This is a genomic window from Streptomyces sp. NPDC014864, from assembly GCF_043081525.1.
In the GTDB taxonomy this organism is placed as follows: Bacteria; Actinomycetota; Actinomycetes; order Streptomycetales; family Streptomycetaceae; genus Streptomyces.
In genome coordinates, this window is the sequence record NZ_JBIBWT010000020.1 from 10,846 (window position 1) to 35,411 (window position 24,566).

Sequence of the window (24,566 nt, forward strand, 5' to 3'; positions counted from 1 at the left end):
CGTGCGGGGGGTGTGGGGGGGGTCGGTTATGTGGCCCCGGCCGGGGCCCCCGATGCACATTCCATGGGAGCACCGGGGGTAAACCGGGGGGGGGCGGGGGCTTCCCACCCCCCGCGCCGCCCCGTCGTGTCACGCCGACGCCGGCGGATACAGCGATCTCGGCAACTGCGCGGCCGCCGCCGTGTCCAGGAGCCACAGGGTGCGGGCCCGGCCGCGGGCACCCGCCGCCGGGGCCTGGATCTCCCCCGTGCCGGACAGCGCCATCGCCACCGCGTTCGCCTTGTCCTCGCCCGCCGCCAGCAGCCACACCTCGCGGGCCGCGCGGATCGCGGGCAGGGTGAGGGAGACCCGGGTGGGCGGGGGCTTGGGGGAGCCGTGGACGCCCACGACCGTGCGTTCCGTCTCCCGCACCGCGGGGTGCTCCGGGAACAGCGACGCCACATGCGCGTCGGGGCCGACGCCCAGCATCAGCACGTCGAAGGTGGGCACATCGCCGTGGTTGCCGGGCCCCGCGGCGCGGGCCAGCTCCTCGGCGTACGCCTCAGCCGCCGCCTCGGCGTCCGCTCCGTACGGGCCGTCCGAGGCGGGCATGGCGTGCACGCGTTTCGGATCCAGCGGCACGGAGTCCAGCAGGGCCTCGCGGGCCTGCGTGACATTGCGCTCCGGATCGCCCTCCGGCAGGAACCGCTCGTCGCCCCACCACAGGTCCAGCCGGCCCCAGTCGACGGCGTCGCGGGCGGGCGCGGCCGCCAGGGCGGTCAGCACGCCGTTGCCGTTGCGGCCGCCGGTGAGGACCACGGACGCCGACCCCGTCGAGGTCTGCGCGTCGACGATCCTCGTGATCAGCCGGGCCGCGGCGGCCTGCGCCATCAGTTCCTTGTCCCGGTGGACGACCAGCTGGGGAGCGCTCACCTCGCGGCCGCCTTCCTCGCCGGGGCCTTCTTGGCGGCCGCGCGCGGAGCCGAGGCCTTCGCCGCGTCCTCCTCGGACGCCGCGGCCGGCTCGCCCGCGGAACCGTCGGCACCGGCGCCGTTCAGCCGGTCCACGCCGAAGCGCAGCGCCGAGGCGTAGGTGTCGTCCGGGTCCAGCCGCCGCAGTTCCTCCCCGATCAGCTCGGCGGTGTCCCGCCGCTTCAGGGCCACCGCACGGTCCGGCTGCCCCTGGACGGACAGGGAGGCCAGCCTGCCGTCCGCCCGGTCCAGGGTGACCGGGCCGCAACTGGTCTCCATCCGGACCGCGGTCAGCCCCGGGCCGGAGGACAGCGAGCGCTTCACCGGCACGTCCAGCCGGTCCGCGAGCCACATCGCCAGCAGCTCGCAGCTCGGGTTGAACTCCTCGCCCTCCACCTCGACGCCCCTGACCTCGCAGGTGACCTGGTCCAGGGCGGCGGCCAGCATCGAGCGCCACGGCGTGATCCGGGTCCACGCCAGGTCAGTGTCGCCGGGCGTGTACGCCTCGGCCCGCGCCGCCAGGTCCCGTACCGGCTGCTCGGCGGTGTACGTGTCGGTGACCCGGCGCTGGGCCAGGGCGCCGAGCGGGTCCTTCGCCGGGTCGAGCGGTGCGTTCACCGGCCACCAGACGACGACCGGGGCGTCCGGCAGGAGCAGCGGGAGGACCACCGACTGGGCGTGGTCCACCACCTCGCCGTACAGGCGCAGCACCACCGTCTCGCCGGTGCCCGCGTCCGCGCCGACCCGTACCTCGGCGTCCAGACGCGAGGAGGTGCGGTCCCGGGGCGTGCGCGAGACGCGCCTGATGACGACCAGGGTGCGCGAGGGGTGCTCGTGCGAGGCGTCGTTGGCCGACTTCAGCGCGTCGTAGGCGTTCTCCTCGTCGGTCACGATGACGAGGGTGAGTACCATGCCGACGGCCGGGGTGCCGATCGCCCGGCGGCCCTGCACAAGCGCCTTGTTGATCTTGCTGGCCGTGGTGTCGGTCAGGTCTATCTTCATGGCCGGCGCCAGCTCCGTCCGTCTCGTGCGAGCATCTCGTCCGCCTCCACGGGGCCCCACGTCCCGGACGGGTACTGGGCGGGCCTGCCGTTCTCGTCCCAGTAGTCCTCGATCGGGTCGAGGATCTTCCAGGACAGTTCGACCTCCTCCGTGCGCGGGAAGAGGTTGGAGTCGCCGAGCAGGACGTCCAGGATCAGGCGCTCGTACGCCTCCGGGCTGGACTCGGTGAACGACTCGCCGTAGGCGAAGTCCATCGACACGTCCCGGATCTCCATCGAGGTGCCCGGCACCTTGGAGCCGAAGCGGACGGTGACGCCCTCGTCCGGCTGGACGCGGACGACGATCGCGTTCTGGCCGAGCTCCTCGGTGGCGGTCGTGTCGAAGGGGGAGTGCGGGGCCCGCTGGAAGACGACCGCGATCTCCGTCACGCGGCGGCCGAGACGCTTACCGGTGCGCAGGTAGAAGGGGACACCCGCCCAGCGGCGGTTGTCGATCTCCAGCTTCACCGCGGCGTACGTGTCGGTCTTCGACTTCTTGTCGATGCCCTCTTCCTCGAGGTAGCCGATGACCTTCTCGCCGCCCTGCCAGCCGGCCGCGTACTGCCCGCGCACCGTGGACCTGCCCAGGTCCTTCGGCAGTCGCACCGCGCCGAGCACCTTCGTCTTCTCCGCGGCGAGCGCGTCCGCGTCGAAGGAGGCGGGCTCCTCCATCGCGGTCAGTGCGAGCAGCTGGAGGAGGTGGTTCTGGATGACGTCGCGGGCGGCGCCGATGCCGTCGTAGTAGCCGGCCCGGCCGCCGATGCCGATGTCCTCGGCCATGGTGATCTGCACATGGTCCACGAAGGACCGGTTCCAGATCGGCTCGAACATCGTGTTGGCGAACCGCAGCGCCAGGATGTTCTGGACGGTCTCCTTGCCCAGGTAGTGGTCGATGCGGAAGACCTGGTCCGGGGCGAAGACCTCGTGCACGATCGCGTTGAGCTCCTCGGCCGACGCGAGGTCGTGGCCGAAGGGCTTCTCGATGACCGCGCGCCGCCAGGAGCCGCTCGTCTGGTCGGCCAGCTGGTGCTTCTTGAGCTGCTGGATGACGACGGGGAAGGACTTCGGCGGAACGGAGAGGTAGAAGGCGAAGTTGCCGCCCGTGCCCTGCGCCTTGTCCAGTTCCTCGATCGTGCCGCGCAGCCGCTCGAAGGCGTCGTCGTCGTCGAAGGTGCCCTGGACGAAGCGCATCCCCTGGATGAGCTGCTGCCAGACCTCCTCGCGGAACGGCGTGCGCGCGTGCTCCTTGACCGCGTCGTGCACGACCTGCGCGAAGTCCTCGTGCTCCCAGTCGCGGCGGGCGAAGCCGACGAGTGAGAAGCCCGGCGGGAGCAGACCCCGGTTGGCGAGGTCGTACACCGCGGGCATGAGCTTCTTGCGGGACAGGTCGCCCGTCACGCCGAAGATGACCAGGCCCGACGGCCCCGCGATGCGCGGGAGCCGTCGGTCGGCGGGGTCACGGAGCGGGTTCGCTCCGGTGGCCGGAAGGGGCGCCAAGGTCTCAGCCCTCCGCGGGGGCGAGGCGCTCCAGCTCCGCCTCGGTCGACTTCAGCAGGTCGTTCCAGGACGCCTCGAACTTCTCGACACCCTCCTCCTCCAGGACCCGGACCACGTCGTCGTACGCGATGCCGAGCCGCTCGAGCGCGTCGATGTCGGCGCGGGCCTGCTCGTAGGTGCCGGTGACGGTGTCGCCACGGATCTCCCCGTGGTCCTCGGTCGCCTCCAGCGTCGCCTCCGGCATGGTGTTGACCGTGTTCGGCGCGACCAGTTCCTCGACGTACATGGTGTCCTTGTACGCCGGGTCCTTCACGCCGGTGGAGGCCCACAGCGGGCGCTGCCTGTTCGCGCCCGCGTTCTCCAGCGCGCTCCAGCGGTCCGAGGCGAAGACCTCCTCGTAGGCCTGGTAGGCGAGGCGCGCGTTGGCGACGCCCGCCCTGCCGCGCAGGGCCTTGGCCTCGGGGGTGCCCAGCTCGTCGATCCGCCGGTCGATCTCGGTGTCCACGCGGGACACGAAGAAGGACGCCACCGAGTGGATCTTCGACAGGTCCAGCCCCTTCTCGCGTGCCTTCTCCAGGCCCGTGAGGTAGGCGTCCATGACCTTGCGGTAGCGCTCCAGCGAGAAGATCAGCGTGACGTTGACGCTGATGCCGTTGCTGATCGTCTCGGTGATCGCCGGCAGGCCCGCCTGGGTCGCCGGGATCTTGATCAGGGTGTTCGGGCGGTCGACCAGCCAGGCGAGCTGGCGGGCCTCGGCCGCGGTCGCCTTGGCGTTGTGCGCCAGCCGCGGGTCGACCTCGATGGAGACCCGGCCGTCCGTGCCGCCGGTGGCGTCGAAGACGGGCCGCAGGATGTCGGCGGCGTCCCGGACGTCCGCCGTGGTGATCATGCGGATCGCCTCTTCGACGGTCACCCGGCGGGCGGCGAGGTCGGACAGCTGCTGCTCGTAGCCGTCGCCCTGCGAGATCGCCTTCTGGAAGATCGTCGGGTTGGTGGTGACGCCCACGACGTGCTGCTGGTCGATCAGTTCCGCGAGGTTGCCGGACGTGATCCGCTTGCGCGACAGGTCGTCCAGCCAGATCGCGACGCGCTCCTCGGAGAGGCGCTTCAGTGCGTCTGTCATGGAATGTGTCATCTCCTACGTGTCGTGTATGAACGTCAGCGCTGGGCGGCGGCGAGGGATTCCCGGGCCTTGGCGGCCACGTTCTCGGCGGTGAAGCCGAACTCGCGGAAGAGGACCTTGGCGTCGGCGGAGGCACCGAAGTGCTCCAGGGAGACAATGCGCCCGGCGTCCCCCACGTACTTGTGCCAGGTGAGCCCGACCCCCGCCTCGACCGCGACGCGGGCCCGGACGTTCGCCGGCAGGACGCTCTCCCGGTACCCCGGGTCCTGCTCCTCGAACCACTCCACGGACGGCATGGACACCACACGCGTGGGGACGCCGTCGGCCTGGAGCCGCTCACGCGCCTCGACGGCCACATGCACCTCGGAACCGGTGGCGATGAGAATGACCTGCGGCTCCCCGCCGTCCGCCTCGAACAGCACGTACCCGCCGCGCGCGGCCTCGTCGTTGGGCTCGTAGGTCGGCACGCCCTGGCGGGTCAGCGCGAGACCGTGCGGGGCGCCCTTGCCGAACTCCTTCGTCCAGCGCCGCATGATCTCGCGCCAGGCGATCGCGGTCTCGTTCGCGTCCGCCGGGCGGACGATGTTGAGGCCCGGGATCGCGCGCAGCGAGGCCAGGTGCTCGACCGGCTGGTGGGTGGGGCCGTCCTCGCCGAGGCCGATGGAGTCGTGCGTCCACACGTACGTCACCGGCAGGTGCATCAGGGACGACAGGCGCACCGCGTTGCGCATGTAGTCGGAGAAGACGAGGAACGTACCGCCGTAGACGCGGGTGTTGCCGTGCAGAGTGATGCCGTTCATCACCGCGGCCATCGCGTGCTCGCGGATGCCGAAGTGGATGGTGCGGCCGTAGGGGTCCGCCTCCGGCAGCGGGTTGCCCGCCGGGAGGAAGGACGACGTCTTGTCGATGGTGGTGTTGTTCGAGCCGGCCAGGTCGGCGGAGCCGCCCCACAGCTCGGGCACGACCTCGCCCAGCGCCTGGAGCACCTTGCCGGACGCGGCGCGCGTGGCGACGCTCTTGCCCGCCTCGAAGACCGGGATCTTCTCGTCCCAGCCGGCGGGCAGCTCGGCACCGGCGATCCGGTCGAACTCCGCGGCGCGCTCGGCGTTGCCGTCGCGCCACTCCTGCAGGGACTTCTCCCAGGCGTCCCGGGCCTGGCGGCCGCGGTCGAGGGCCTCGCGGGTGTGCGCGAGCACCTCGTCGGCGACCTCGAAGTGCTTCTCCGGGTCGAAGCCGAGGACCCGCTTGGTGGCCGCGACCTCGTCCTCGCCGAGCGCCGAGCCGTGCGCGGCCTCGGTGTTCTGCGCGTGCGGGGCGGGCCAGGCGATGATCGAGCGCATCGCGATGAAGGACGGCCGGTCGGTGACCGCCTTGGCCTCCTGGATCGCGGCGAAGAGCGCCTGCGGGTCGAGGTCGCCGTTCTCCTTCGGCGCCACGCGCTGCACGTGCCAGCCGTAGGCCTCGTACCGCAGGGCGGTGTCCTCCGACACGGCCGTCTCGGTGTCGCCCTCGATCGAGATGTGGTTGTCGTCCCAGAACAGGACCAGATTGCCGAGCTTCTGGTGGCCGGCCAGCGAGGACGCCTCGGCGGAGATGCCCTCCTGGAGGCAGCCGTCACCGGCGATGCAGTAGACGAAGTGGTCGAACGGGGACTCGCCTTGCGGAGCCTCCGGGTCGAACAGGCCGCGCTCGTAGCGGGCGGCCATCGCCATGCCCACCGCGTTGGCCACGCCCTGGCCCAGCGGGCCCGTGGTGGTCTCGACGCCCTTGGTGTGCCCGTACTCCGGGTGACCCGGGGTCTTGGAGCCCCAGGTGCGGAAGGACTTGAGGTCGTCCAGCTCGAGGCCGAAACCGGCCAGGTACAGCTGAGTGTAGAGGGTCAGCGATGAGTGGCCGGCGGACAGCACGAAGCGGTCGCGCCCCACCCACTGCGGGTCGGCCGGGTCGTGCCGCATCACCTTCTGGAAGAGGGTGTAGGCGGCGGGAGCCAGGCTCATCGCCGTACCGGGATGGCCGTTGCCGACCTTCTGTACGGCGTCGGCGGCCAGGACGCGCGCCGTGTCGACCGCGCGGTCGTCCAGCTCGGTCCACTGGAGGTCTGTGGTGGTCGGCTTGGTGCTCACCCTGGGTCAGGGCTCCTCTCCACATGTCGGTTGCCGGTGCACTGGACGTACACCGGCTGCCGGCGTTCTCGGCGTCGGCCGGCCATTGTCGAGCCTACCCCCGGAGGGACGTGCGTTTTTTCGAGTCATTACAGACTGCCGGGCCTGTCGGGCATCCGCCCGTCGACCGGCCCGGACCGCGTTCGGCAACTGAATACGCAGCCGCTCATCCGATCGCTCAATCGAGCTCGCGCACGCCCGTCGGACGACCGCCCGACCGGCAGGGACACCGGCCTCCGGGCAGCGTGGACAACACGACCCCACCCCCGCGAATGTCCGGGTCTGGGCAACGTCTACAGTGGCGTGGTACGCGCGAGCCTTCACCGTCGGTTCACAGGGTGGGGGCTCGCTGGGATGTCTCTGTCAGGGGTGTGCGTGACGGCCGTCGAATCCCGTCCAGCGGGGGTACTCGGTGCGAGCCAGAGCCCGAGTCACCGGCCGTTCGGGGCCCGTGTCAAGGCGTTCGTGGCGCTGACCAAGCCGCGGATCATCGAGCTGCTGCTGATCACCACCGTTCCGGTGATGTTCCTGGCCCAGCGGGGCGTGCCCGACCTGACGCTGGTGCTGCTCACCTGTGTCGGCGGCTATCTGTCCGCGGGCGGCGCCAACGCGCTGAACATGTACATCGACCGTGACATCGACGCCCTGATGGACCGTACCTCGCAGCGGCCGCTGGTGACCGGCATGGTCAGCCCCCGCGAGTGCCTCGCCTTCGGCATCGCGCTGGCCGTCGTCTCCACGCTGCTGTTCGGCCTCACCGTCAACTGGCTGTCGGCGTGGCTGTCACTCGGAGCGCTCCTCTTCTACGTCGTCGTCTACACGATGATCCTCAAACGGCGTACCTCGCAGAACATCGTCTGGGGCGGCATCGCCGGCTGCATGCCGGTGCTGATCGGCTGGTCCTCGGTCACGAACTCCATGTCCTGGGCGCCCGTCATCCTCTTCCTCGTCATGTTCTTCTGGACCCCGCCGCACTACTGGCCGCTGTCCATGAAGGTCAAGGACGACTACGCGCGCGTGGGCGTGCCGATGCTGCCGGTCATCGCCTCCAACAAGGTCGTCGCGCGGCAGATCGTGATCTACAGCTGGGTGATGGTCGGCGTCTCCCTGCTGCTGACGCCGCTCGGCTACACCGGCTGGTTCTACACCGCGGTCGCCCTGGCGGCGGGCGGCTGGTGGCTGTGGGAGGCGCACGCCCTGCAGAACCGGGCCAAGGCCGAGGCGACGGGCGGCAAGCTCAAGGAGATGCGCCTGTTCCACTGGTCCATCACCTATGTGTCGCTGCTGTTCGTGGCGGTGGCGGTGGATCCCTTCCTGCGCTGAGCGTCCCGCCCCTGCGCTGAGCGTCCCGCCCCTGCGCTGAGCGTCCCGCCGGGCGCGGCGCGGGCGGTCGCGGGCGACCCGCGACCGGCCGGTCGTGCGACGGCGCCTCCCGGGTGGTCAAGGCCACTCGCCCCGCCTGTCGCAGCGTCGTCTACCCGTCGGTAGCATCCTGACCATGGCAGACACCAAGCAGGTTGACGAGGGCACCGACCCCAAGCAGCTCGCCAGGGGCGAGCGCCGGGCGACCAGGCTCGCCCGGCAGATCAGCGCCTTCTCCACGGCGCACGGCGGCGCCGAGGGCCAGGTGGCCTACATCGGCGAGCGCGGCGCCCGGATCGTGCTCGTCGGCGCGGACGGCGGCTGGGGCGACCTGGTGGCGCCCAGCCGCGCGATCGCCGAGCAGGCGGTGGAGAAGGCCGGGATCACCGTCCACGAGGCGTTCGACGGCGAGTTCGCCGCCAAGGTGAGGACGGGCCCGTACGAGTGGACGCGCATGGCGGGCATCCAGGTCGGCGGTCCGAGCAACGGCTGACAGTCGTCGGATCTTCCTACGGATCGCGGCGGAGCAACACCTGACACCCGGTTCACCCGTTAGGACCTGAGAGAGGACCAGGCCCAGTCGCGGGAGAGCCCGGATGATCGAAACGCCGTCCCTGGTGGACCAGTACTGCCACGGCGTACTGAGGACGGAGCTGGGCCTCGGCACCTTCGAGGCCCGGCTCGCCCGGACCGAGGGCCCGCCCGCGCCGGGCACCACCCTCTTCGACACCCAGACCGGCTTCGCCGTGCGCCGCTGGTGCCCCCCGCTGCTCGGCCTCGAACCGCACTGCCCGCCCGCCCGCTACCTGGCCCGGCGCCGCGAGCTGGGCGTCCTGGAGACCGGCCGCAGACTCCTGCGCGGCAGCGGCATCACCACCTACCTGGTCGACACCGGCCTCCCCGGCGACCTCACCGGCCCCGCCGAGATGGCCTCCGCGGGTGCCGCCGAGGCCCGCGAGATCGTGCGCCTGGAACTCCTCGCCGAGCAGGTCGCCGACACCTCCGGCACCGTCGAGTCCTTTCTCGCCAACCTCGCCGAGTCCGTGCACGGCGCCGCCGCGCACGCCGTCGCCTTCACCTCCGTCGCGGGCGCGCGGCACGGCCTGGCCCTCGCCCCCGAGCCGCCGGGGCCGGGGGAGGTGCGGGGGGCTGCGAGCCGCTGGCTGGCCGGGCGCCGGGTCGGCGAAGAGCTCGGCGACCCGGTGCTGCTGAGGCACCTGCTGTGGATCGCCGTCGCCGCGGGCATCCCGCTGCAACTGCACGCGGGGCTCGGCGAACCCGGCCCGCGCACCGGCCCCACGGGGCCGGCGCTGCTCACCGACTTCGTACGGGCGACCGCGGGCCTGGGCACGGACATCGTGCTGCTGCACGGCTGTCCGCACCACCGGCACGCCGCCCACCTCGCGGGCGTCTTCCCCCACGTGTATGCCGACTCGGGCGCCGCCCTGGTGCGCACCGGGGCCCGGGCGGCGGCGGTCCTCGCCGAGATCCTGGAGCTGGCCCCCTTCGGCAAGATCCTCTTCTCCAGCGGGGCGCACGGCCTGCCCGAGCTGCACGTCGTGGGGGCGCAGGTGTTCCGCGAGGCGCTCGGCGGGGTGCTCGGCGCCTGGGTCGCCGAGGGCGCCTGGTCGCGGGCCGACGCCCAGCGGGTGGCGGGCCTGATCGCCGCGGGGAACGCGCGGCGGCTGTACGGCCTGGAATGACCTGCCCGCCGGTGCTACCTGCCCGCGGTGCTACGACGCCTTCGTCAGCGTGGCCCCGGCCGACGGGCCCGGCAGGTCCGCCGTCGCCCCGGGCCGCTCGCGCAGCGCCAGCAGCACGCGGAGCACCCCGATCCACACCAGGCAGGAACCCAGCATGTGCAGGCCGACCAGCACCTCGGGCAGATGCGTGAAGTACTGCACGTAGCCGATGACGCCCTGCCCGAGCAGGACCAGGAACAGGTCACGGGTGCGGTGCAGCGGGCCGGTGGGCGCCTCGACCGCCTTCAGCACGAACCACAGGGCGAACGTCAGTGTCACCACGATCCAGGCCAGCACGGCGTGCAGCTTGGTGACCGTCTCCCAGTCCAGCGGGATGCGCGCGACCTCCTTGGAGTCGCCCGCGTGCGGCCCCGCGCCGGTCACCACCGTGCCGACCGCGATCAGCAGCGCGCTCGCGGCCACCAGGAACCACACCAGCTGCCGCACCGCCGTGCCGGCCAGCGGGCGCGGCGCCGTGTCACCCTCGCGGGTGCGCTGCCACATCACCGTGGCGACCGTGATGAGCGCCGTGGAGAGCAGGAAGTGCGCCGCGACCGTGTACGGGTTCAGGCCGACGAGCACCACGATGCCGCCGAGCACCGCGTTGCCCATGACGACCCAGAACTGCGCCCACCCCAGCCGGGTGAGGCCCCGCCGCCAGGGCTTCTGCGCGCGCGCCGCGACGATCGCCCAGCCGACGGCCGCGCACAGCACGTACGTCAGCATGCGGTTGCCGAACTCGATCACGCCGTGCAGGCCCATCGCCCGGGTCGTGGTCAGCGAGTCCTCGGTACAGGTGGGCCAGGTCGGGCAGCCCAGACCGGAGCCGGTCAGGCGCACCGCACCGCCGGTGACGACGATGACGACCGCCATGACGAGCGCGGCGAGGGCCGCGCGCTGGACGGTCCTGGGACGCGGGGTCCAGCGGGCGGCGACGAAGGCGAGCGGGTTGCGCACGGCCGCTACGGCGTCGGCGCGGGTCAGCTTTGGCACGCGTCCCATCGTAGGCGGCCGCTTGTGCACGCTTTCACGAGGGTCCGGCGGAGGACGTGCGTCCCTACTCCCAGCGGAAGAACTTCCCGGCCGCCGCCAGCCCCACGACCGCCCACCCCGCGAGGACACCGAGATCGCCCCAGGGTGTCGCGGCGCCGTGCTGCAGCACCGCCCGCAGCCCGTCCGACAGCGCGGAGATGGGCAGCAGCCCCAGTACCTCCTGGACACCGGAAGGGAACTTGTCCAGCGGGACGATCACCCCGCCGCCGACGAGCAGCAGCAGGAAGACCAGGTTGGCGGCGGCCAGTGTGGCCTCGGCCTTGAGGGTGCCGGCCATCAGCAGGCCGAGGCCCGAGAAGGCCGCCGTGCCGAGGACCAGCAGCAGGAGAACGGCGAGCGGGTCGCCGTGCGGGGACCAGCCCAGTGCGAGGGCGACGACCGTCAGCAGGACGATCTGCAGGATCTCGGTGACCAGCACCGACGCCGTCTTGGCCGTCATCAGGCCCCAGCGGGGCAGCGGCGAGGAGGCCAGCCGCTTCAGCACCCCGTACCGGCGCTCGAAGCCGGTGGCGATGGCCTGGCCCGTGAAAGCCGTCGACATCACCGCCAGCGCGAGGACGCCCGGGGTGAGGAAGTCGACGGCCCTGCCCGCCCCGGTGTCCACGATGTCCACCGAGCTGAAGAGCGCCAGGAGGAGCGTCGGGATCACCACGGTCAGCAGCAGCTGCTCGCCGTTGCGCAGCATCATGCGGGTCTCCAGCACCGCCTGCGCCGCGATCATGCGGGGGAGCGGGGCCGGCCCGGGCTTGGGGGTGTAGGTGCCGGTGGCGGTGGTCACGAGCGCAGCTCCTTGCCCGTCAGTTCGAGGAAGACGTCTTCGAGTGTGTGCCGCTCGACCGAGATGCGGTCCGGCATCACCCCGTGCTGCGCGCACCACGACGTGACCGTGGCGAGCAGCTGCGGGTCCACCTTGCCCGCGACGATCCGGTAGCCCCCCGGCGTCAGCTCGGCCGCGCTGCAGTCGGCGGGCAGCGCCTTGAGCAGCGAGCCCACGTCGAGGCCCGGCCGGCCGCTGAAGCGCAGGGTGTTCTCGGCGCCGCCGCGGCACAGCTCCTCGGGGGTGCCCTGGGCCATGACCCGGCCCGCGTCGATGATCGCGACGTCGTCGGCGAGCTGCTCGGCCTCGTCCATGTGGTGCGTGGTGAGGATGACCGACACCCCGTCGGCGCGCAGGTCGCGCACGAGGTCCCAGGTTGCCCGGCGGGCCTGCGGGTCCAGGCCGGCGGTCGGCTCGTCCAGGAACGCCAGCTCCGGGCGGCCCACCACGGCCATCGCCAGCGCGAGCCGCTGCTGCTGGCCGCCGGAGAGGCGGCGGTACGCAGTCCGCCCGCAGCCGCCGAGCCCGAGCCGGTCGATCAGGGCGTCCACGTCCAGGGGGTGCGCGTGCAGCCGGGCGACGTGGCGCAGCATCTCGTCCGCGCGGGCGCCGGAGTAGACACCCCCGGACTGGAGCATCACACCGATGCGGGGGCGCAGCCGCGCCGACTGCGTCACCGGGTCGAGGCCCAGGACGCGCACCGTGCCGGAGTCCGGCTTCCGGTACCCCTCGCAGGTCTCGACCGTCGTGGTCTTGCCCGCACCGTTGGGGCCGAGCACGGCGGTCACGCCCGGCCGGGCCACCAGGTCGAGGCCGTCCACGGCGGTCTTGGTGCCGTACCGCTTCACCAGGCCCTGTACCTGGACCACGGGCTCACTTCGCATGGGTCCAGAGTCTAGGTAGGTGCCCGGCGCTCCGGGCGGGCGGGTGCGGAAACCCTTCCTACGGGGCCTTCGCCGGGTGATCAAAGATCGTTTCCGCAGGTGGGATTAGGTTCACCTAAGTGACGCAGGGCACCGCCGGGCCGTTCGGGCGCCGCTTGTCAGTCTCCGAGGAATTACGCAACAATGGCGTTGTGAAAAACGTCGGCGAGGCTCGGGAGACCCCCACGGGGGCCCCTCAGGAGGAGCTCGCGACCGGTGAGCGCTCGACGCGCAACCGCGTCGCGCGGTCGATCCTGGACCACGGCCCGTCGACCGTCACCGAGCTCGCCGGACGGCTGGGGCTCACCCCCGCGGCCGTACGGCGGCACCTGGACGCGCTGGTCGCCGACGACGTCGTGGAGGCGCGCGAGCAGCGCGTGTACGGCGCGCGCACGCGCGGCCGGCCCGCCAAGGTGTTCGCGCTCACCGACTGCGGCCGGGACGCCTTCGACCAGTCGTACGACAAGCTGGCCGCGGACGCGCTGCGCTGGATCGCCGAGCGCGAGGGCGGGCAGGAGGCGGTCGCCGCCTTCGCCCGGGCCCGGATCGCCGCCCAGGCCGGCGCCTACCGCAGGGCGATCGAGAGCGTCGCCCCCGACCAGCGCGCCGAGGCGCTGGCGAAGGCGCTGAGCGCGGACGGCTACGCTGCTACGGCGCGCAGCGCACCGGTCGGCGAGCAGCTCTGCCAGCACCACTGCCCGGTGGCCCACGTCGCGGAACAGTTCCCCCAGCTGTGCGAGGCGGAGACGGAGATCTTCGCCGAGCTGCTCGGAACGCACGTCCAGCGACTGGCCACCATCGCCCACGGCGACGGCGTCTGCACGACGTTCATCCCCAAGATTTCCGACGACGCATCACACGACGCATCCGCAAGCACGGCCGGGAGGAACCCCGCATGACTCTCCCCACGGAGACTGCTCACCCCGAACTCGAGGGCCTGGGCAAGTACGAATACGGCTGGGCCGACTCCGACACGGCCGGCGCCTCCGCCAGGCGCGGCCTGAACGAGGAGGTCGTCCGCGACATCTCGGGCAAGAAGTCCGAGCCGGAGTGGATGACCAAGCTGCGTCTGAAGGGCCTGAAGCTCTTCGAGAAGAAGCCCATGCCGAACTGGGGCTCGGACCTGTCGGGGATCGACTTCGACAACATCAAGTACTTCGTGCGCTCCACGGAGAAGCAGGCGGAGTCCTGGGAGGACCTGCCCGAGGACATCAAGAACACGTACGACAAGCTCGGCATCCCCGAGGCGGAGAAGCAGCGCCTCGTCGCCGGTGTCGCGGCCCAGTACGAGTCGGAGGTCGTCTACCACCAGATCCGCGAGGACCTGGAGGAGCAGGGCGTCATCTTCCTGGACACCGACACCGCGCTGAAGGAGCACCCGGAGCTCTTCAAGGAGTACTTCGGCACCGTCATCCCGGCCGGCGACAACAAGTTCGCCGCGCTGAACACCGCCGTGTGGTCCGGCGGCTCCTTCATCTACGTGCCGAAGGGCGTGCACGTCGAGATCCCGCTCCAGGCCTACTTCCGCATCAACACGGAGAACATGGGCCAGTTCGAGCGGACCCTGATCATCGTCGACGAGGGTGCCTACGTGCACTACGTCGAGGGCTGCACCGCCCCGATCTACAAGTCGGACTCGCTGCACTCCGCGGTCGTCGAGATCATCGTCAAGAAGAACGCCCGCTGCCGCTACACGACCATCCAGAACTGGTCGAACAACGTGTACAACCTGGTCACCAAGCGCGCCGTGGCCTACGAGGGCGCGACCATGGAGTGGGTCGACGGCAACATCGGCTCCAAGGTGACGATGAAGTACCCCGCCGTCTACCTGATGGGCGAGCACGCCAAGGGCGAGACCCTGTCCATCGCCTTCGCGGGCGAGGGCCAGCACCAGGACGCGGGCGCCAAGATGGTCCACATGGCCCCGAACACCTCGTCCAACATCGTCTCCAAGTCGGTGGCGCGCGGTGGCGGCCGTACCTCCTACCGTGGTCTGATCGAGATCGGCGAGGGCGCCCCGGGCGCCAAGTCGAACGTGCTGTGCGACGCGCTGCTGGTCGACACCATCTCCCGCTCGGACACGTACCCGTACGTGGACGTCCGCGAGGACGACGTGTCCATGGGCCACGAGGCCACCGTCTCCAAGGTCTCCGAGGACCAGCTCTTCTACCTGATGAGCCGCGGTCTGTCCGAGGACGAGGCGATGGCGATGATCGTGCGCGGCTTCGTCGAGCCGATCGCCAAGGAGCTGCCCATGGAGTACGCGCTGGAGCTCAACCGGCTGATCGAGCTGCAGATGGAGGGCGCGGTCGGTTAGTCACCGGCCCGGGCCGGCACCCGCCGGCCCGCCGTCCCCGTCAAGCCACTTACCGCAAGAAAGCGAGCATTACGACAGCCATGGCTGAGGCTCAGAACATCCCGGTGGGTTCGACCACCGCCGGCTCGATCGCGGTCGCCGCCGAGTCGACCGTCGCCACGCGCATGAGTGCCCCGCCCTCCTTCGACGTGGCGGACTTCCCGGTCCCGCACGGCCGTGAGGAGGAGTGGCGCTTCACCCCGCTGGAGCGGCTGCGCGGCCTGCACGACGGCACCGCGGCCGCCACCGACGAGGGCGTGAAGGTCGAGGTGCAGGCCCCCGAGGGTGTCACCGTCGAGACCGTCGGCCGCGACGACGCCCGGCTCGGCAGGGCGGGCACCCCGGTGGACCGTGTCGCCGCGCAGGCGTACTCCGCCTTCGAGAGGGCCTCGGTCGTGACCGTGCCGAAGGAGACCGTCCTCACCGAGCCGATCCGCATCGCGGTGCACGGGCAGGGCGGCACGGCCTTCGGCCACCAGATCGTCGAGCTCGGCGCCTTCGCCGAGGCCGTCGTCGTCATCGACCACACCGGTGACGCGGTGCTCGCCGCCAACGTCGACTACCTCCTCGGAGACGGCGCCAAGCTGACCGTCGTCTCGGTGCAGGACTGGGACGACAAGGCCGTGCACGTGGCCCAGCACAACGCCCTCGTCGGCCGGGACGCCTCCTTCAAGTCCGTGGTCGTCACCTTCGGCGGCGACGTGGTCCGGCTGCACCCGCGCGTGACGTACGCCGGCAGCGGCGGCGAGGCCGAGCTGTTCGGCCTGTACTTCACCGACCGGGGTCAGCACCAGGAGCACCGCCTCCTGGTCGACCACAACACCCCGCACTGCAAGTCCAACGTCGTCTACAAGGGCGCGCTCCAGGGCGAAAGCGCCCACGCGGTGTGGATCGGCGACGTGCTCATCGAGGCGAAGGCCGAGGGCACCGACACCTACGAGATGAACCGCAACCTCGTCCTCACGGACGGCGCGCGGGTCGACTCGGTGCCGAACCTGGAGATCGAGACCGGCGAGATCGTCGGCGCCGGTCACGCCTCGGCCACCGGCCGCTTCGACGACGAGCAGCTCTTCTACCTGATGGCCCGCGGCATCCCGGAGTACGAGGCCCGCCGCCTGGTGGTCCGCGGCTTCTTCGCCGAGCTGGTCCAGCAGATCGGCCTCGAGGACATCGAGGAGCGCCTGCTCGCCAAGATCGAGGAAGAGCTGGAGGCATCGGTCGCATGAGCGCCGCCTTCGTCCGCGCCTGTGCGCTGAGCGAGCTTGAGGACGGCACCCCGAAGCGGGTGGAACTCGACGGCACCCCCATCTCGGTCGTCAAGACCGAGGGCGAGGTGTTCGCGATCCACGACATCTGCTCGCACGCGAACGTCTCGCTCTCCGAGGGCGAGGTGGAGGACTGCCAGATCGAGTGCTGGCTGCACGGCTCCAGCTTCGACCTTCGCACCGGCAAGCCGTCCGGCCTTCCCGCGACGCGCCCCGTCCCCGTATACCCCGTAAAGATCGAAGGGGACGACGTGCTCGTCTCCCTCACCCAGGAGTCCTGAGGCACCCATGGCAACGCTTGAAATCCGAGACCTGCACGTCACCGTCGAGGCAGACAACGCCACGAAGGAGATCCTCAAGGGCGTCGACCTCACCGTGAAGCAGGGCGAGACGCACGCCATCATGGGCCCCAACGGCTCGGGCAAGTCGACCCTCGCCTACTCCCTCGCGGGCCACCCGAAGTACACGATCACCAGCGGCACCGTCACCCTCGACGGCGAGGACGTCCTGGAGATGTCCGTCGACGAGCGCGCCCGCGCCGGCCTGTTCCTGGCCATGCAGTACCCGGTCGAGGTCCCCGGCGTCTCGGTCTCCAACTTCCTGCGCACCTCCGCCACGGCCGTCCGCGGCGAGGCCCCCAAGCTGCGCACCTGGGTCAAGGAGGTCAAGGAGGCCATGGAGCGTCTCCACATGGACCCCTCCTTCGCCGAGCGCAACGTCAACGAGGGCTTCTCCGGCGGTGAGAAGAAGCGCCACGAGATCCTCCAGCTGGAACTGCTCAAGCCGAAGGTCGCGATCCTCGACGAGACCGACTCCGGTCTGGACGTCGACGCGCTGCGCGTGGTGTCCGAGGGCGTCAACCGCGTCCGCGAGTCCGGCGAGGTCGGCACCCTGCTGATCACGCATTACACGCGCATCCTGCGCTACATCAAGCCGGACTACGTCCACGTCTTCTCCGGCGGCCGCATCGTCGAGTCCGGCGGTGCCGAGCTCGCCGACAAGCTGGAGAACGAGGGCTACGAGGCCTACGTGAAGGGTGGGGCATCCGAGTGACACAGCTGCCGGGCCTTCTCGACACCGAGGCGATCCGCAAGGACTTCCCCATCCTGGACCGCGTGGTCCACGACGGGCGGAAGCTCGTGTACCTGGACAACGCGGCGACCTCGCAGAAGCCGCGCCAGGTGCTGGACGCCGTGAGCGAGTACTACGAGCGCTACAACGCCAACGTCCACCGCGGTGTGCATGTGCTCGCCGAGGAGGCCACGGCGCTGTACGAGGGAGCGCGCGACAAGGTCGCCGCGTTCGTCAACGCGCCGAGCCGCGACGAGGTGATCTTCACCAAGAACGCCTCCGAGTCGCTCAACCTCGTGGCGAACATGCTCGGCTGGGCCGACGAGCCCTACCGGGTGGACCACGAGACCGAGATCGTCATCACGGAGATGGAGCACCACTCCAACATCGTCCCGTGGCAGCTGCTCGCGCAGCGCACGGGCGCGAAGCTGAAGTGGTTCGGGCTGACCGACGACGGCCGCCTCGACCTCTCCAACATCGACGAGGTCATCACGGAGAAGACGAAGATCGTCTCCTTCGTGCTGGTGTCCAACATCCTCGGCACCCTGAACCCGGTCGAGGCGATAGTCCGCCGGGCGCAGGAGGTCGGCGCCCTGGTCTGCGTCGACGCCTCGCAGGCCGCCCCGCACATGCCGCTGGACGTGCAGGCCCTGCAGGCCGACTTCGTGGCCTTCACCGGCCACAAGATGTGCGGCCCGACCGGCATCGGCGTGCTCTGGGGCCGCCAGGAGCTCCTCGAGGACCTGCCTCCGTTCCTCGGCGGCGGCGAGATGATCGAGACGGTGTCGATGCACTCGTCGACGTACGCTCCCGCCCCGCACAAGTTCGAGGCGGGCACGCCCCCGATCGCCCAGGCGGTCGGCCTCGGCGCGGCGATCGACTACCTGAACTCGATCGGGATGGACAAGATCCTCGCCCACGAGCACGCCCTCACCGGGTACGCGGTACAGCGGCTGGCCGAGGTGCCCGACCTGAGGATCATCGGCCCGACCACGGCCGAGGACCGGGGCGCCGCGATCTCCTTCACCCTCGGTGACATCCACCCGCACGACGTGGGCCAGGTCCTCGACGAGCAGGGCATCGCGGTGCGCGTGGGCCACCACTGCGCGCGGCCCGTCTGCCTGCGGTACGGAATTCCTGCGACCACGCGAGCGTCGTTCTATCTGTACTCCACGCCGGCCGAGATCGACGCACTGGTCGACGGCCTGGAGCACGTACGGAACTTCTTCGGCTGAGGGGCGTGAGCTGAGACCGTGAAGCTGGACTCGATGTACCAGGAAGTCATCCTGGACCACTACAAGAACCCGCACGGGCGGGGCTTGCGGGATGGCGACGCCGAGGTGCACCACGTCAACCCGACCTGCGGCGACGAGATCACGCTCCGCGTGAAGTACGACGGCACCACCATCGTGGACGTCTCGTACGAGGGCCAGGGCTGCTCCATCAGCCAGGCCTCGGCCTCCGTGCTGAACGAGCTGCTCGTCGGCAAGGAGCTGGGCCAGGCGCAGAAGATCCAGGAGACCTTCCTGGAGCTGATGCAGTCCAAGGGCCGGATCGAGCCGGACGACGCGATGGAGGAGGTCCTGGAGGACGCCGTCGCGTTCGCCGGTGTCTCCAAGTACCCCGCACGAGTGAAGTGCGCCCTCCTGAGCTGGATGGCGTGGAAGGACGCGACGGCCCAGGCGCTGGACGGAGCCGACGCCGAAAGGAAGACGGCATGAGCGAGACCGCGGAGATGAAGCCGGCCTCGGAGGAGGAGCTCCGTGAGGCCCTGATGGACGTCGTCGACCCCGAACTGGGCATCGACGTCGTCAACCTCGGCCTGATCTACGGCATCCACGTCGACGAGGCCAACATCGCCACCGTCGACATGACCCTGACGTCGGCGGCGTGCCCGCTGACGGACGTCATCGAGGACCAGGCCAAGTCCGCCACGGACGGCCTCGTGAACGAGCTGCGCATCAACTGGGTCTGGATGCCGCCGTGGGGTCCCGACAAGATCACGGACGACGGGCGCGAGCAGCTGCGCGCGCTCGGCTTCAACGTCTGAGTTCCCCTGGCCCGTTCGCGGCCGGCCAGAGCGGCGACGCCCAAGGGCGTCGCCGCTCTCGTTCTCCCTGCACGGCACCTCTTCCTGCCCGGTACCGCTGTGCGCCCTCGATGTGTACGGACGTACACATCGAGCGTTACGCTTCCCGTATGGGATACGTGATGCTCGCCGGAGCCATCGCCGCCGAAGTCGCCGCCACCACCGCGATGAAGTACAGCGACGGCTTCAGCAGGCTCGGACCCTCGCTGGTGACCGTCCTCGGGTACGTGGTGTCCTTCCTGCTGCTCGCCCGGACCCTCGAATCCCTGTCCATCGGCACGGCCTACGCCATCTGGTCGGGGGTCGGCACCGCGACCGTCGCGGCGCTCGGGCTGGTGCTGTTCGGCGAGGGGCTGAGCACCGCCAAGGTCGCCGGGATCGTGCTGATCATCGGCGGAGTGGTGGTGCTGAACCTGGGCGGGGCCCACTGATGGCCCGGCGACACGACCCCGAGCGGCGGCAGCGGATCATCGACGCGGCGATCCGGGTGGTCGGCGCCAAGGGCATCGCCGGCCTGAGTCACCGCTCCGCAGCCGCGGAGGCCGATGTGCCGCTCGGCTCCACGACGTACCACTTCCGCACCCTCGACGAGCTGCTGGTCGCCGCGCTGCGGCAGGCCAACGAGGGCTTCGCCCAGGCGATCGCCGCACGCGGCGGCCTGGAGGACCCGCGGAAGGACCTGGCCGGGGAACTGGCGGCCCTGATGGGCGAGTGGCTCGCGGGCGACCGGACCGGTGTCGAGCTGGAGTACGAGCTCTACCTCGCCGCCCTGCGCCGCCCCGCGCTGCGTCCCGTGGCCGCCGAGTGGGCCGACGGCCTGGCGTCCCTCCTCGCCCGCCGCACCGACCCGGTGACGGCCAGGGCGCTGGTGGCGCTGATGGACGGCATCTGTCTGCAGGTGCTGCTGACCGGCGCGGCGTACGACGAACGGTACGCGCGCGAGGTGCTCGCCCGGATCGTCCCGCCCGGCTCCCGTGACCGGCCGGGGGGCGGCCCGCCCGTCACCTGAGACGGTGCCGGACGGGTTCGCCTCCACGGGCCCGGGCCGGTTAGGTTGCCCTCATGACCGACACGACTGCTCCTCGCACCACCGGCGCCGTGGCCGCCGGCCTTGCCACGATCGCCTCCGACGGCACCGTTCTCGACACCTGGTTCCCCGCTCCCGAGCTGGTCGAGCAGCCGGGCCCCGCCGGCACCGAGCGGCTGACCGCCGAGCGGGCGGCGGAGTTGCTGGGCGGCGGCGCGACCGCGGCGATCGGCCCGGACGCCCGCCGGGGCGTCGAGGTGGTCGCGGTCCGCACGGTCATCGCCTCACTGGACGAGAAGCCGACCGACGCCCACGACGTCTACCTGCGCCTGCACCTGCTCTCCCACCGCCTGGTCAAGCCGCACGGCCAGAGCCTGGACGGCGTCTTCGGCCACCTCGCCAACGTCGCCTGGACCTCGCTCGGCCCGGTTGCCGTCGACGACCTGGAGAAGGTGCGGCTCAACGCCCGCGCCGAGGGCCTGCACCTCCAGGTGACGTCCGTCGACAAGTTCCCGCGCATGACGGACTACGTCGCCCCCAAGGGCGTCCGCATCGCCGACGCCGACCGCGTCCGCCTCGGCGCGCACCTCGCCGAAGGCACCACGGTCATGCACGAGGGCTTCGTGAACTTCAACGCGGGCACGCTCGGCACGTCGATGGTCGAGGGCCGCATCTCCGCCGGTGTCGTCATCGGTGACGGCTCGGACATCGGCGGCGGCGCCTCCACCATGGGCACCCTCTCCGGCGGCGGCAACGTCATCATCTCCATCGGCGAGCGCTGCCTGATCGGCGCCGAGGCGGGCGTCGGCATCGCGCTCGGCGACGAGTGCGTCGTCGAGGCCGGCCTCTACATCACCGCGGGCACCCGCGTCACCATGCCCGACGGCCAGATCGTCAAGGCCCGCGAGCTCTCCGGCGCCTCCAACATCCTCTTCCGCCGCAACTCGGTCACCGGCACGGTCGAGGCCCGCCCGAACAACGCGGTCTGGGGCGGCCTGAACGAGATCCTGCACAGCCACAACTGACCGTCGGCGGCCGTGACCAGCGGCCGCCTGATCGATCAACGCTCCGACCTGCTCCTGAGCCGTCGGCAGCTGTGGACGCTGGTCACCACTGAGCGCCCTTTCGCGGACCGAGGACGGCCCGGGAGGGCGCTCATGTGTGTGACGGCTCGCGGCCGGTTGCCGCGGCCACCGTCATTCGTCGAGCTGACCTGCCTTGGGTCGCGCCGCGGGCATACCCGAGGCGGGCTCCTGTGCGCCGTCGAGCGGCAGGGCCTCGTCCTGCCCGAAGTCAGGGGTCTGGAAGGGGTTTGCCGCCGGTCGCGGCGATGCTGCGGTGGAGCAGCGGGGTCGCCCGTCCGGGGCGGAGAACAGCGGCGTCAGATCGATGAGAGGTCTCTCTTTCGGTGCGGGTCCCTGAAGGGACCCGGTGTGCCGGTGACCGGGCACAGCGGTCCTACAGCTTGATCATCTTGGCGTACGGGCTCAAGATCCGCATTTGCGCCGAGCCGAAATCCACGAGCGTCGCGATTCCGTCCTCGACGCCGATCACCCGGCCGAGGCCGTACACGTCATGTGTGACCTGGTCGCCCAGGGCGAAGTGCTTGGGAGTCGGCGCGACCGGGGCCTTGAAGGGGCTGGTGGGCAAATGACGCTTCGGTGCAGCAGGCTTTGTCATGGCTCAGTATGCGCCCAAACGGATCCCGTTCGCTGTGGCCGTCGGCACAGATCCAGAGGGGAGCTTCCGCCGGCGTGCCCTCGTGGCGTCTGCCGGGCGGGCCGCCTCAGTGGGTCGTGAGGCGTTCGTACTCCGCCAGGAGGCCCTCGGTCGTTTCCCGGTCGGCGGGCCGCAGGGGGGCGCGGACCGGGCCCGCGGGCAGGGCGAGGGCGCCGAGGAGGGCCTTGGCGGTGACCGCGCCGGGCAGGCCGGCGGACATCATCCGCGCGATGAGGCCGGTGGCCTGCCGCTGGAGCCCGGCCGCCCCTGCCGTGTCGCCCGCGTCGAACGCGTCCAGTACGGCGCGGAGCCGGTGCGGGACGACGTTCGCGACCGTGCTGACGTATCCCGCGCCGCCGACCGCGTAGAGGGCGAGGTTGTGCTCGTCGCAGCCGGCGTAGTACGCCAGATCGGTCCGGGCCAGGACCCGCTGGGCGCCGAGGAAGTCGTAGGAGCAGTCCTTCACCGCCACGATCCTGGGGTGCCCGGCCAGGCGGAGCAGGGTGTCGGGCTCCACGCGGGTGCCGGTGCGGCCCGGGATGTCGTAGAGCATCACCGGCAGCCCGCTCGCGTCGGCGACCTCGCGGAAGTGCGCCTCCACCGCGTCCTGCGGGGGCCTGCTGTAGTACGGCGTGACCACCAGCACCCCGTCGGCGCCCGCCTTCTCCGCCCGGTGCGCCAGTTCCACGGTGTGCCGGGTGTCGGAGGTGCCGACGCCCGCGACGATCGAGGCCCGGTTCCCCACCGCCTCGCGCACGGCCCGGACCAGTGCGGCCTTCTCGGCGTCCGTGGTGGTCGGCGACTCGCCCGTCGTGCCGCTGAGGACGAGGCCGTCACAGCCCTCGGACACCAGACGGTCGGCGAGCCGGCCGGCGCCGGCGGTGTCGAGCGCGCCGGACGGGGTGAACGGCGTGATCATCGCGCAGAGGGCGCGGCCGAAGGGCGGGCCCCCGGACGCCGGGGCCGGCTTCGTCCTCGTCGTCGCGCTCGTCATGGCAGTCGTCGTCATGGGAGTAGTGTCGGCGGGATCATTGTGAAGCTCCACTTAAATCTCCTGACGGGTAACGGTAAGTCCTACTGCATGGACGGCCGGCATCGGAGCCCCACGGTCCCGGGAAGGCTGCCGGGGCGGGCGGTCCCGGAGGCGTCGGGCGGGGGAGTAGCTCGGTGTGCCCGAACTCGTCGCGGAGGCAGCCCTGTTGCCGGCCCGGCCGGACTGGGTCCAGGGCCAGCTCGCCCGACTCGGAGACCGCGGCTCCGGCGGTGCGGGCCAGGGGTAGCGGGGGCTGCCCGGGGTACCCGGGTGTTCCGGACCGAGAGGAGGCGGAACACCGTGACCGGGACCACCAACGCCAGGCCCGCGCTCTCCGAGCGCCGCCCGGCGGACGACCGCGCCACGGCCGAGCAAGCCGTGGGTGCCCACCCCGGCGGTGAACGCGCGGCGCGCGGAGAACCGGTGGGCGAGCACTCGGTGGGCGAACTCGTCCACCAGGCCACCGAACAGGTCTCCCGCCTCGTGCGGCAGGAACTGGCCCTCGCCAAGGAGGAGCTGACCCAGAAGGGACGGCGCGCCGGGCGCGGCGGCGGGCTGATCGGCGCCGCGGGCGCGGTCGGCTACGTCGGTCTGATCGCGCTCGCCGGGACGGGCACCGCCGCGCTCTCACTGGTGCTGCCCGTGTGGGCCGCGGCGCTCATCGTGACCGCCGTGCTGTTCACGGTGGCCGGCGTACTGGCCGCGACGGGCCGCGCCCAGTTGCGCCGGGCCACGCCGCCCACGCCCGAGGAGGCGCTCGGCAGTGTCAAGGCGGACGTCGAGGAGATAAAGGAAAGGGCGCACCACCGATGACGGACAGGACGCAGGGGGCGGGCGGCGGATCCACTCCGGCCGCCGGCGCGAAGGGCCCCGACGAACTGCGGCAGCAGATCGAGGAGACGAGAAGTCAGCTCGGCGACACCGTTGAGGAGTTGGCCGCCAAGGCCGACGTGAAGGGCCGTGCCAAGGCCCGTGCCGCCGATCTGCGGGACAAGGCCGGCGCGATGACGGTGCATCTGCGCAGCACCGCCTCGCGGGCCGGGCACCGGGTGCAGGAGAAGGCGAGTCATGCCGGGCACCGGATGCAGGAGAGGGCGAGCCACGCGGGACACCGGGTCCACGAGAGGGCGAGCCACGCCGGGCACGCGGCACAGGAGAGGGCGGCGGAGACCGGGCACGCGGCCGGGCAGACCGTGCCGCGCCGGATGCGCGCCGCCGTCGAGGCGTGCCGTCGCAATCCGCGCCCGATGATGATCGCCGGTGCGGTCGGCGCGGCCGTCGTCACGGCCGGAGTGCTGGCCCGGCGGCACGGCGGACGCCACTGACGCCGACGAGGC

General features: G+C 71.3%; 26 protein-coding genes. 16 read left to right on the top strand and 10 right to left on the bottom strand.

Going from position 1 to position 24,566, the window contains the following annotated elements:
* Positions 1 to 129: 129 nt before the first annotated feature.
* From pgl to tkt, 5 genes are read right to left on the bottom strand one after another with little or no spacing between them, the layout of a single operon-like run.
* A complete protein-coding gene (gene pgl / locus ACF1A5_RS28795) occupies positions 130 to 912 on the bottom strand; it encodes a 6-phosphogluconolactonase (protein WP_392195799.1) in 783 nt (260 codons plus the stop codon).
* Complete coding sequence (gene opcA / locus ACF1A5_RS28800; protein ID WP_392195800.1) at positions 909 to 1,952, bottom strand: glucose-6-phosphate dehydrogenase assembly protein OpcA; 1,044 nt, start codon at positions 1,950 to 1,952, stop codon at positions 909 to 911. The genes pgl and opcA overlap by 4 nt, the downstream gene beginning before the upstream one ends.
* Positions 1,949 to 3,487: a glucose-6-phosphate dehydrogenase gene (gene zwf / locus ACF1A5_RS28805; protein WP_392195801.1), complete on the bottom strand. Its 1,539-nt coding sequence runs from the start codon at positions 3,485 to 3,487 to the stop codon at positions 1,949 to 1,951. Before zwf ends, opcA begins: the two co-directional genes overlap by 4 nt.
* A 4-nt stretch (positions 3,488 to 3,491) precedes the next feature.
* Complete coding sequence (tal, locus tag ACF1A5_RS28810; protein ID WP_392195802.1) at positions 3,492 to 4,610, bottom strand: transaldolase; 1,119 nt, start codon at positions 4,608 to 4,610, stop codon at positions 3,492 to 3,494.
* Positions 4,611 to 4,645: 35 nt separating this feature from the next.
* A complete protein-coding gene (gene tkt / locus ACF1A5_RS28815; RefSeq protein ID WP_392195803.1) occupies positions 4,646 to 6,733 on the bottom strand; it encodes a transketolase in 2,088 nt (695 codons plus the stop codon).
* Positions 6,734 to 7,126: 393 nt separating this feature from the next.
* Here tkt and ACF1A5_RS28820 point away from each other — a divergent pair, with 393 nt between their 5' ends.
* The 3 genes from ACF1A5_RS28820 to ACF1A5_RS28830 all read left to right on the top strand — a co-directional run bounded on the left by ACF1A5_RS28820 (position 7,127) and on the right by ACF1A5_RS28830 (position 9,837).
* Positions 7,127 to 8,095: a heme o synthase gene (locus tag ACF1A5_RS28820; protein WP_392195804.1), complete on the top strand. Its 969-nt coding sequence runs from the start codon at positions 7,127 to 7,129 to the stop codon at positions 8,093 to 8,095.
* 175 nt (positions 8,096 to 8,270) lie between these two features.
* Positions 8,271 to 8,627, top strand: coding sequence for a hypothetical protein (locus tag ACF1A5_RS28825; protein WP_392195805.1), 357 nt, complete (start codon positions 8,271 to 8,273; stop codon positions 8,625 to 8,627).
* Between the two features lie 103 nt (positions 8,628 to 8,730).
* Positions 8,731 to 9,837 carry an amidohydrolase family protein gene (locus tag ACF1A5_RS28830; protein ID WP_392195806.1) on the top strand — a complete coding sequence of 369 codons (1,107 nt, stop codon included), beginning with the start codon at positions 8,731 to 8,733 and terminating at the stop codon, positions 9,835 to 9,837.
* Between the two features lie 30 nt (positions 9,838 to 9,867).
* On the opposite strand, the gene ACF1A5_RS28835 is transcribed toward ACF1A5_RS28830, so the two are convergent.
* Genes ACF1A5_RS28835 through ACF1A5_RS28845 form a run of 3 tightly spaced genes read right to left on the bottom strand, consistent with a single transcriptional unit; the run spans position 9,868 to position 12,630 of the window.
* Positions 9,868 to 10,878: a heme A synthase gene (locus ACF1A5_RS28835; protein WP_392195807.1), complete on the bottom strand. Its 1,011-nt coding sequence runs from the start codon at positions 10,876 to 10,878 to the stop codon at positions 9,868 to 9,870.
* A gap of 55 nt (positions 10,879 to 10,933) precedes the next feature.
* Positions 10,934 to 11,650, bottom strand: coding sequence for an ABC transporter permease (locus tag ACF1A5_RS28840; RefSeq protein ID WP_392195887.1), 717 nt, complete (start codon positions 11,648 to 11,650; stop codon positions 10,934 to 10,936).
* A 53-nt stretch (positions 11,651 to 11,703) separates the two neighbouring features.
* Positions 11,704 to 12,630, bottom strand: a complete 927-nt coding sequence (locus tag ACF1A5_RS28845; protein WP_392195808.1) for an ABC transporter ATP-binding protein — start codon at positions 12,628 to 12,630, stop codon at positions 11,704 to 11,706.
* A 191-nt stretch (positions 12,631 to 12,821) separates the two neighbouring features.
* On the opposite strand from ACF1A5_RS28845, the gene ACF1A5_RS28850 reads away from it, so the two are divergent.
* The 11 genes from ACF1A5_RS28850 to dapD all read left to right on the top strand — a co-directional run bounded on the left by ACF1A5_RS28850 (position 12,822) and on the right by dapD (position 21,502).
* Positions 12,822 to 13,568 (top strand): helix-turn-helix transcriptional regulator, encoded by a 747-nt coding sequence (locus ACF1A5_RS28850; RefSeq protein ID WP_392195809.1) that lies wholly within the window; start codon positions 12,822 to 12,824, stop codon positions 13,566 to 13,568.
* Positions 13,565 to 14,986, top strand: coding sequence for a Fe-S cluster assembly protein SufB (gene sufB, locus ACF1A5_RS28855; protein WP_392195810.1), 1,422 nt, complete (start codon positions 13,565 to 13,567; stop codon positions 14,984 to 14,986). The genes ACF1A5_RS28850 and sufB overlap by 4 nt, the downstream gene beginning before the upstream one ends.
* 80 nt (positions 14,987 to 15,066) lie before the next feature.
* Complete coding sequence (gene sufD, locus ACF1A5_RS28860; protein WP_392195811.1) at positions 15,067 to 16,251, top strand: Fe-S cluster assembly protein SufD; 1,185 nt, start codon at positions 15,067 to 15,069, stop codon at positions 16,249 to 16,251.
* The gene (locus tag ACF1A5_RS28865; protein ID WP_392195812.1) at positions 16,248 to 16,571 is read left to right on the top strand and encodes a bifunctional 3-phenylpropionate/cinnamic acid dioxygenase ferredoxin subunit; all 324 of its coding nucleotides are present in this window, start codon (positions 16,248 to 16,250) and stop codon (positions 16,569 to 16,571) included. Before sufD ends, ACF1A5_RS28865 begins: the two co-directional genes overlap by 4 nt.
* 7 nt (positions 16,572 to 16,578) lie before the next feature.
* Positions 16,579 to 17,343, top strand: a complete 765-nt coding sequence (sufC, locus tag ACF1A5_RS28870; protein WP_356186842.1) for a Fe-S cluster assembly ATPase SufC — start codon at positions 16,579 to 16,581, stop codon at positions 17,341 to 17,343.
* Positions 17,340 to 18,596, top strand: a complete 1,257-nt coding sequence (locus ACF1A5_RS28875) for a cysteine desulfurase (RefSeq protein ID WP_392195813.1) — start codon at positions 17,340 to 17,342, stop codon at positions 18,594 to 18,596. The genes sufC and ACF1A5_RS28875 overlap by 4 nt, the downstream gene beginning before the upstream one ends.
* Before the next feature lie 18 nt (positions 18,597 to 18,614).
* The gene (sufU, locus tag ACF1A5_RS28880) at positions 18,615 to 19,082 is read left to right on the top strand and encodes a Fe-S cluster assembly sulfur transfer protein SufU (protein ID WP_392195814.1); all 468 of its coding nucleotides are present in this window, start codon (positions 18,615 to 18,617) and stop codon (positions 19,080 to 19,082) included.
* The gene (locus ACF1A5_RS28885; protein WP_392195815.1) at positions 19,079 to 19,411 is read left to right on the top strand and encodes a metal-sulfur cluster assembly factor; all 333 of its coding nucleotides are present in this window, start codon (positions 19,079 to 19,081) and stop codon (positions 19,409 to 19,411) included. Before sufU ends, ACF1A5_RS28885 begins: the two co-directional genes overlap by 4 nt.
* 149 nt (positions 19,412 to 19,560) lie before the next feature.
* Positions 19,561 to 19,881, top strand: a complete 321-nt coding sequence (locus ACF1A5_RS28890) for a multidrug efflux SMR transporter (RefSeq protein ID WP_356186830.1) — start codon at positions 19,561 to 19,563, stop codon at positions 19,879 to 19,881.
* Positions 19,881 to 20,459: a TetR/AcrR family transcriptional regulator gene (locus ACF1A5_RS28895; protein ID WP_392195816.1), complete on the top strand. Its 579-nt coding sequence runs from the start codon at positions 19,881 to 19,883 to the stop codon at positions 20,457 to 20,459. The genes ACF1A5_RS28890 and ACF1A5_RS28895 overlap by 1 nt, the downstream gene beginning before the upstream one ends.
* Before the next feature lie 53 nt (positions 20,460 to 20,512).
* Positions 20,513 to 21,502 carry a 2,3,4,5-tetrahydropyridine-2,6-dicarboxylate N-succinyltransferase gene (gene dapD / locus ACF1A5_RS28900; RefSeq protein WP_392195817.1) on the top strand — a complete coding sequence of 330 codons (990 nt, stop codon included), beginning with the start codon at positions 20,513 to 20,515 and terminating at the stop codon, positions 21,500 to 21,502.
* Positions 21,503 to 21,935: 433 nt separating this feature from the next.
* On the opposite strand, the gene ACF1A5_RS28905 is transcribed toward dapD, so the two are convergent.
* Positions 21,936 to 22,157 carry a hypothetical protein gene (locus tag ACF1A5_RS28905; protein ID WP_392195818.1) on the bottom strand — a complete coding sequence of 74 codons (222 nt, stop codon included), beginning with the start codon at positions 22,155 to 22,157 and terminating at the stop codon, positions 21,936 to 21,938.
* 106 nt (positions 22,158 to 22,263) lie between these two features.
* The gene (gene dapA, locus ACF1A5_RS28910) at positions 22,264 to 23,190 is read right to left on the bottom strand and encodes a 4-hydroxy-tetrahydrodipicolinate synthase (protein ID WP_392195888.1); all 927 of its coding nucleotides are present in this window, start codon (positions 23,188 to 23,190) and stop codon (positions 22,264 to 22,266) included.
* Between the two features lie 417 nt (positions 23,191 to 23,607).
* On the opposite strand from dapA, the gene ACF1A5_RS28915 reads away from it, so the two are divergent.
* Together ACF1A5_RS28915 and ACF1A5_RS28920 are read left to right on the top strand one after the other, a co-directional pair.
* On the top strand, positions 23,608 to 24,042 hold the full coding sequence (locus tag ACF1A5_RS28915; protein WP_392195889.1) for a phage holin family protein: 435 nt from the start codon (positions 23,608 to 23,610) through the stop codon (positions 24,040 to 24,042).
* Positions 24,039 to 24,554: a DUF3618 domain-containing protein gene (locus ACF1A5_RS28920; RefSeq protein ID WP_392195819.1), complete on the top strand. Its 516-nt coding sequence runs from the start codon at positions 24,039 to 24,041 to the stop codon at positions 24,552 to 24,554. The genes ACF1A5_RS28915 and ACF1A5_RS28920 overlap by 4 nt, the downstream gene beginning before the upstream one ends.
* The last annotated feature ends 12 nt before the right edge of the window (positions 24,555 to 24,566 follow it).

What these genes read in the sequence shown, in the direction of transcription:
- ACF1A5_RS28905 (WP_392195818.1), bottom strand. Translation starts at nt 22,157, where the DNA reads ATGACAAAGCCTGCTGCACCGAAGCGTCATTTGCCCACCAGCCCCTTC.
- opcA (WP_392195800.1), bottom strand. Translation starts at nt 1,952, where the DNA reads ATGAAGATAGACCTGACCGACACCACGGCCAGCAAGATCAACAAGGCG.
- ACF1A5_RS28895 (WP_392195816.1), top strand. Translation starts at nt 19,881, where the DNA reads ATGGCCCGGCGACACGACCCCGAGCGGCGGCAGCGGATCATCGACGCG.
- ACF1A5_RS28890 (WP_356186830.1), top strand. Translation starts at nt 19,561, where the DNA reads ATGGGATACGTGATGCTCGCCGGAGCCATCGCCGCCGAAGTCGCCGCC.
- ACF1A5_RS28840 (WP_392195887.1), bottom strand. Translation starts at nt 11,650, where the DNA reads ATGATCGCGGCGCAGGCGGTGCTGGAGACCCGCATGATGCTGCGCAAC.
- dapD (WP_392195817.1), top strand. Translation starts at nt 20,513, where the DNA reads ATGACCGACACGACTGCTCCTCGCACCACCGGCGCCGTGGCCGCCGGC.
- ACF1A5_RS28885 (WP_392195815.1), top strand. Translation starts at nt 19,079, where the DNA reads ATGAGCGAGACCGCGGAGATGAAGCCGGCCTCGGAGGAGGAGCTCCGT.
- sufC (WP_356186842.1), top strand. Translation starts at nt 16,579, where the DNA reads ATGGCAACGCTTGAAATCCGAGACCTGCACGTCACCGTCGAGGCAGAC.
- ACF1A5_RS28920 (WP_392195819.1), top strand. Translation starts at nt 24,039, where the DNA reads ATGACGGACAGGACGCAGGGGGCGGGCGGCGGATCCACTCCGGCCGCC.
- ACF1A5_RS28825 (WP_392195805.1), top strand. Translation starts at nt 8,271, where the DNA reads ATGGCAGACACCAAGCAGGTTGACGAGGGCACCGACCCCAAGCAGCTC.
- dapA (WP_392195888.1), bottom strand. Translation starts at nt 23,190, where the DNA reads ATGACGAGCGCGACGACGAGGACGAAGCCGGCCCCGGCGTCCGGGGGC.
- sufB (WP_392195810.1), top strand. Translation starts at nt 13,565, where the DNA reads ATGACTCTCCCCACGGAGACTGCTCACCCCGAACTCGAGGGCCTGGGC.
- ACF1A5_RS28835 (WP_392195807.1), bottom strand. Translation starts at nt 10,878, where the DNA reads ATGGGACGCGTGCCAAAGCTGACCCGCGCCGACGCCGTAGCGGCCGTG.
- ACF1A5_RS28865 (WP_392195812.1), top strand. Translation starts at nt 16,248, where the DNA reads ATGAGCGCCGCCTTCGTCCGCGCCTGTGCGCTGAGCGAGCTTGAGGAC.
- tal (WP_392195802.1), bottom strand. Translation starts at nt 4,610, where the DNA reads ATGACAGACGCACTGAAGCGCCTCTCCGAGGAGCGCGTCGCGATCTGG.
- ACF1A5_RS28830 (WP_392195806.1), top strand. Translation starts at nt 8,731, where the DNA reads ATGATCGAAACGCCGTCCCTGGTGGACCAGTACTGCCACGGCGTACTG.
- ACF1A5_RS28845 (WP_392195808.1), bottom strand. Translation starts at nt 12,630, where the DNA reads ATGCGAAGTGAGCCCGTGGTCCAGGTACAGGGCCTGGTGAAGCGGTAC.
- sufD (WP_392195811.1), top strand. Translation starts at nt 15,067, where the DNA reads ATGGCTGAGGCTCAGAACATCCCGGTGGGTTCGACCACCGCCGGCTCG.
- ACF1A5_RS28820 (WP_392195804.1), top strand. Translation starts at nt 7,127, where the DNA reads ATGTCTCTGTCAGGGGTGTGCGTGACGGCCGTCGAATCCCGTCCAGCG.